Source organism: Rhizobacter sp. P1_G5 (assembly GCF_056405435.1).
The window spans coordinates 1-6,149 of the sequence record NZ_JBFUCB010000366.1 but is presented as its reverse complement, the minus strand read 5'-3'; the positions used below and the strand labels follow the sequence as shown (position 1 = coordinate 6,149).

Genomic DNA, 6,149 nt, shown 5'->3' with positions numbered 1-6,149 from the left:
GTCTCGGCCGCGACGCGCGCCTCGGCGGCGATCAGGTCGGGGCGACGCCTCAGCAGCTCGCTGGGCTGGCCGGTCCCGATGTCGCGCACCGAGGGCCACACAAACGCTGCACCGTCGTCGACGACGCGTGCCGATGGGTTGCGGCCCAGCAGCACGGCCAGCCGGGTCTGCGAGACGCCGGCCAGCATCCGCAGTGGAGGCAGCTGCGCGTCGAGCGCCTCCGCTTCGGCGCCTGCTCGGTCGAGGTCGAAGGCGCTCGCCTCGCCTTCGCGCTGGCGGCTGCCCACGCGGGTGGCCGTCTCGTGCTGGGCCGCGGCCAGTGCCTGCACGATGCGCAGCTGCTCTTCAGCGCTGCGCAGCACGAAGTATTGCCGCGCCACCTCGCTGGCCACCAGCAAGCGCGCGCCGTCCACGCCCGCGGTGGCGGCCGCGGCGTCGGCTTGCGCCGCATCGCGGGCAGCGCGCACGCCGCCGGCCAGGTCGATCTCCCACGCCACATCGACACCGGCGCGAAGCGCGCGCGTGTCAGGCTGCCCCTGCTTGACCGGATCGGGCAGGCCGCTTTCGCTGCGCGAGGCCGACGCCTGCAGGCCCACCGTGGGCCACAGGCGAGAGCCCTGGGCATCGCGACCCGCACGGGCCTGGGCGACGCGTTGCAGCGCGATGGCCACATCCTGGTTGGCGGCCAGCGCTTCGTCGATCAGCGCAGTCAGCGCCGGGTCGCCATAGCCGGCCCACCAGGCGCCGTCGAGAGCCTGGCCGGCAACGGGCGCCGGTGCGCCGTGCGCAAAAGCAGCGGCCAGCGGCACTGAAGGCGACGGGGGCTGCACAGGCGCCACCGAGYAGGCCGACAAGAACAACAGCGCGGCCAACGCCACGGCGCGGATCGCCCAGGCGCCGGTGTCGAGGCTGCGATGCAGGGGGAGCGGCATGAAGTGATTCATATACTGGACGATTGAGTACAGTAAGTGTACCCTGGCCATAATGGACTTTCAAGTACATTAAATAAGATGCCCAAGAACGAAACCGAGAACGATGCCGCGCCGACGCCGCGCCGCGGCAGGCCGCGGGACCCCGAGCGCTACCGCCGCATCCTGGATGCGGCGCGCAGGCACTTCTATGCGCACGGCCTGGAGCGGTCCAGCGTGGACGCGATCGCCGCCGACGCCGGTGTCTCGAAGATGACCATCTACAGCCACTTCGGGTCCAAGGAGGGGCTGTTCGAGGCAGAGGTACGCGATCGCACCGAGCGCGTGGTGGGCGGCCTCGCGGGCGCCGAAGCACTGGACGCGCAGCAGCCCCAGAAGGCGCTGCTGTCCATCGGCGAGCAGTTCCTGACGCTGGCGCGCGAGGACGAGGCGCTGTCGCAGTTCCGCTCGCTCTACGGCGCCGCCGGGGTACAACCCGAGGCCTGCCGGGCCTTCTACCGGCAGGGAGCCGAACGGTTGATCGGCGACCTGGCCGCGTACCTGCGCCGCGCCGACGCGGCCGGCACGCTGAAGGTGCGGCACCCGCGGCAGGCGGCGGACCTGTTCCTGTCGATGTTCCTGGGCGACGGCCACATCCGGGGGCTGCTCATGCTCGACATGCCGGATGYGCGGGAGAACCGGGCCCTGTTGCGCGAGGCGGTCAGGGTGTTCATGGCGGCCTACGCGGAGATTCCCTAGCGCACTGCCTCGACGATCAAGCGCGCCAGCCGCGCATAGTCCCCACCGAAGTGGTGATCGCCCTTCATCACCAGCACCCGCGCATGCGCCGGCACGAGCTTCGGGCACAGTGAATCCTTCTCGCGGTCGCCCTGCACGCACAGCGTGTCGGCGGCCGAGAGCCGGCGCGCCTCGGGCAGGATCGGCTTGTCGCCGCTCGGCCCCAGCCAGTTGCTGAAGTGGAACTCGAACGAGGCCTTCTGCGCGAGCCCCAGCAGCGCGGTGAGCTTGATCGTCGAGCGCGTCGCGGCCGGCAGCCGGTTGACGGCGAACGGCAGCACGTCGGCCCCCTGCGAGTAGCCGATCAGGATCACCTCCGATCGCTGCCAGCGCGCGGCGTAGTAGCGGATCAGCCGATCCAGATCGCTCGCCAGGCCCTCGGGCGTGCGCGCCTTCCAGAAGTAGCGCAGCGAATCGAAGCCCGCCACCGGAATGCCCTGCGCCGCCAGCGCCGCCGCGAGCTCCTTGTCGATGCCGGCCCAGCCCCCATCGCCGGACAGCAGCACGGCGAAGCGCCGGCCGGCACCCGCACCGACACCAGGGACAGGCACCTCCACCATCGGCAGGTCGGCCAGTTGCTCCGGCGCCGGCGGCACCACCGGCGCGGCGGCCTGCTGGGCAGACGAGAGTTGCGCGTACGCCGTCGCGAATGCCGCAGGGCCATCGGCCACCCAGCGCGCCTTCGGCACCTGCTGCACGAAGGCCTGCACGCTGTCAGCTGGACACGCGGCGCCCTGCACCGCCGTCCACGGCGTGGCCAGCGTCGTCGCGGGCAGCAGCTCGAAACCGCCGGCGCCGGCGGCCGCCCAGCGCAGGCCGTTGGTCGCGCACAGCGGCGTCTTCAGCGCGAGCCGCGGGCAGAACCCCAGCGACAGCGCCGACGAGAAACTCCCCGCCGGCGCCTGCGCCAGCACGCCATAGGCGAACGGCGCCGCCGCACCGCTGCCCACCAGCATCGGCAACCGATACCCCGGCACCTGCTCGTACGCCTGCAAATGGCGCGACAGGTTCTCGAAGGCGCCTGCCGCATACGTGCACTTGCCGTCCTGCTTCTCCAGCCGCTTGTAGAACGGCGCCAGCGGCACCGCCGCCACCAGCGCCCCGCCCTCCACCATGCGGTCGATGGCCTGCTGCTCGGCGGCATCCGGCGCATCGTTCGCCGACAGCATGAACACGAACTGCTGCACGGTGCCCGCCGGCTTGAACAGGCGCACGTCGTTGAACAGCCCGTGCGCCACCGTGCCGGGCGCGGTCTGCATCGGCGTCTGTCTGGGTTGGGGCCGCACCTGCGCGTGGCACGGCGCCATCGGGATCAGCAGGAGCCCTGCCACCAGTGCGAGCACGCGCCTCATCGGCTGATCGCTCCCTTGAGGCCGCCACCGATCAGCGCCGCCACGTCGGCCAGGATGAAGACCGGCGCCAGCCCGGGCGGCGCGGCCAGGTAGCGCGCCTCCCAGTCGGGCTCGAACTTGTCCTTGAAGTTGTGCAGCCCGCGGAAGTTGTAGAAGCGGTCGCCGTGCTCGAACAGCAGCCGCCCGAGCCGCTGCCAACGCGGCGCTCGGCGGCGCTCGGCCATGCCGGCCATCGGCGACATGCCGAGCCCGAAGCGTTCGTAGCCCTCGGCCTGCAGGTGCAGCATGATCTTCGCGAACAGGAAGTCCATCGTGCCGGGCGGTGCATCGGGCAGGTGGCGCATCAGGTCGAGGCTCGCGTCCTTGCGGGCATCGGTGGTCAGCAGGTTGGCGAAGGCGAGGATGCGGTCGTCGCGCCGCACGATCGCCACCGGCAGGCGCTGCACGTAGTCCGCATCGAAGCGCCCGACCGAGAAGCTCTTCTCGYGCCCGCGCTGCTCGGCCAGCCACGCATCGGACACCTGCCTCAGCTGCGGCAGCAGCGCGGCCACGCCGTCGGCCGGCACCACCTCGAACTGCAGCCCCTCGCGCTCGCCGCGGTTCACGCCGGTGCGCAGGTTGGCGCGCTTCGCCCCCTTCAGGCTGAAATCGGGCAGCGGCACGGTGGCGTATTCGCCGAGCTTCAGCGCGTGCAGCCCGCAATCGAGGTACAGCGGCAGCGTGGCCGGGCGCACCTGGTAGAACGCGGCGCGGCCGCCATGGTCGTTGGCGCGCTCGATGAACTGCCACACCAGGTCGGGCCATTCGCGCGCATCGCCGAACGGGCCGTACAGCGACACCCACGAACGACCCTGCTTGCCGAACATCAGGAAGCTGCGCCCGGACGGCGAGAACATCAGGTGCTTGTCGCCGACCAGCACATGGCAGCCGTCCGATGATGGATTGGCGCGCACGATCGCCGCGGCCCGCGCCATCTCTTCGGGCGAGGTCTCGGCCACGTCGCCGGCCGGCGGCCGCAGCAGCTGCCACATGCCGTAGGCGAGCGCGATCAGCGCGATGGCGGTCAGCGCGCGCAGCGAGCGCGGCGCCTGGCCGTCGAGCTCGAACTGCCACCACAGCCGGTTGCTGTAGGCCACCTCGCGGTACGCGAAGAACAGCACCCACACGCAGGCGACCAGCACGCCGCCGAGCGCCAGCAGCCATTCGGGCTCGAGCCGCTGCGAGAACAGCGAGGAGCGGCGATCGAACTGGTTGCGCGAGATCAGCAGCAGCAGCGCCAGCGTGGTCAGCATCGCGGCCTCGGTGACCGCGATGCCCTTGGGCAGTGCCAGCACCGCGGCGATCACCGACAGCACCAGCGCGGCCCACCAGGCGGCATCCAGCTGGTGCAACAGCCCGCGCGCCACCAGCAGCAGGCCGAGGCCGGCGACGCTGCCGAGGAAGTGCGACGCCTCGATCAGCGGCACCGGCACGTTCAGGTGCGCGAGGATCTCGCGCGCGTCCTCGGTGAACGGCGTCACGCCGGAGACCATCAGCCACAGGCCCGCGACCAGCGTCAGCGCCGCCATCAGCCGCGGGCTCAGGTGCACCGCCATGCGGCCCACCGGCGCGGCCACGCCGGAGCGCAGCTCGTAGGCCACCAGCATGCCGGTGGCCAGCACCAGCGGCAGCACGTAGTAGATGCCGCGGTTCAGCAGCAGCGCGCCCAGCATCACATCGCTCGGCACGGTGYCGCCGCTGGCCAGCAGCATCACCGCCTCGAACACGCCGACGCCGCCCGGCACGTGGCTGATGATGCCGGCCGTGACGGCGATGGCGTAGAACGCGATGAAGGTCGGCAGCGGGATGTGCTGGCCCGGCAACAGCACCCACAGTGCCGCCGCCGAGGCGCACAGCTCCAGCGCCGAGATCACCAGCTGGCGCAGCGCGAGCTCGGGCGTCGGCAGGCGCATGCTCCAGCGGCCGATGCGCAGGCCGCGGCGCTTCGTGCACAGCCAGATGAAGCYGGCCAGCCCCAGCAGCAGCGCGGCGGCCAGCAGCCGCAGCAGCAGCGGCGGCATGCGCAACAGGCCGCCCACGTCGTCGGCGCCCCACAGCAGCGCGAGCGCGCCGAACGCCGCCATGCCGAGCCCGAAGGCGGCTGCATTGAAGGCGATCACCCGCCCGACCTGTGCCGGCTCCAGCCCGGCAGCGGTGTACAGCCGCATGCGCACCGCGCCGCCCGACAGCGGCCCGAGCCCGATGGTGTTCGACAGCGCATAGGCGACGAACGAGGTCAGCAGCACGGTGGCATGCCGCACGCGAGCGCCGGCATAGCGCAGCGACGAGCTGTCGTAGCCGCTGAGCGCGAGGTAGCTCAGCACGGTGGCGATCAGCGCCAGGCCGATGCTCGACGCCGGCGTGGTGGCCACGGCCGCCATCACCGCGCTGTAGTGCACCTGCAGCAGCAGCTGGCGCAGCGCGAGGCCGACGGCCAGCGCCAGCCCCAGCGCGACGGCGCCCAGCAGCCAGGGCCGCAACCGCGGCCACCGGTCGCCCCAGAAGGAGACGGCCAGCGTGGACTTGGGTGGAGCGAGGGTGGGGTCCAGCAAGGACTCGGACACGGTTCGGACGAAAGCACGGAAGTGGAGACGCGGCTATTGGATCGCGTTTTGCGGCTCGCGGGCACAAACCATTACCACTTTCATCGTTCAAGTGGTACTCAAATGGTATTGCAGCGGCTAGAGTCCCGAACGCCGTAACGCCCCCCGTTCCACCCGGAGACCTCCATGCCCGTCACCGCCCTCGTCCCCCGCTCGAGCCAGATGCGTCTGCTCAGCGCCTTCGCCGCCGTCCTCGTGACCGCGACGGCCCAGGCCGCCAGCTACCCCGCCTGGAAGSCCGACACCTTCTACGCCGCCGGCTCGCTGGTGACGTACAACGGCCGCAACTACCGCGCCACCGTGGCGCAGACCGACTACGCSAGCACCGGCTGGAACCCGACCACSGCGAGCCTGTGGACCGACMTCGGCGCGGCCGACGGCCCGGCCCCCGCCCCGGCTCCTGCGCCGACACCGGCACCCGCTCCGGCTCCCGCGCCGACGCCCGCCCC

The 6,149-nt window shown here is 71.7% G+C and carries 5 protein-coding genes; 2 read left to right on the top strand and 3 right to left on the bottom strand.

Annotation, left to right across the window (positions count from 1 at the left end; all coding sequences use genetic code 11):
- Nucleotides 1-932, bottom strand: a 932-nt coding sequence (locus AC1D12_RS21890) for a TolC family protein (RefSeq protein WP_477842823.1), incomplete at its 3' end; no start/stop codon positions are given.
- 78 nt (nucleotides 933-1,010) lie between these two features.
- On the opposite strand from AC1D12_RS21890, the gene AC1D12_RS21885 reads away from it, so the two are divergent.
- Nucleotides 1,011-1,667, top strand: coding sequence for a TetR/AcrR family transcriptional regulator (locus tag AC1D12_RS21885; RefSeq protein ID WP_477842821.1), 657 nt, complete (start codon nucleotides 1,011-1,013; stop codon nucleotides 1,665-1,667).
- On the opposite strand, the gene AC1D12_RS21880 is transcribed toward AC1D12_RS21885, so the two are convergent.
- Both AC1D12_RS21880 and mprF read right to left on the bottom strand, forming a co-directional pair.
- Complete coding sequence (locus tag AC1D12_RS21880; protein WP_477842819.1) at nucleotides 1,664-3,058, bottom strand: virulence factor family protein; 1,395 nt, start codon at nucleotides 3,056-3,058, stop codon at nucleotides 1,664-1,666. The two genes, AC1D12_RS21885 and AC1D12_RS21880, sit on opposite strands and share 4 nt — an antisense overlap.
- Nucleotides 3,055-5,661, bottom strand: a complete 2,607-nt coding sequence (gene mprF / locus AC1D12_RS21875; RefSeq protein ID WP_477842817.1) for a bifunctional lysylphosphatidylglycerol flippase/synthetase MprF — start codon at nucleotides 5,659-5,661, stop codon at nucleotides 3,055-3,057. The genes AC1D12_RS21880 and mprF overlap by 4 nt, the downstream gene beginning before the upstream one ends.
- Before the next feature lie 165 nt (nucleotides 5,662-5,826).
- Between mprF and AC1D12_RS21870 the strand changes: the two genes are divergently transcribed.
- A partial coding sequence (locus AC1D12_RS21870) for a carbohydrate-binding protein (protein WP_477842815.1) occupies nucleotides 5,827-6,149 on the top strand: 323 nt, incomplete at its 3' end.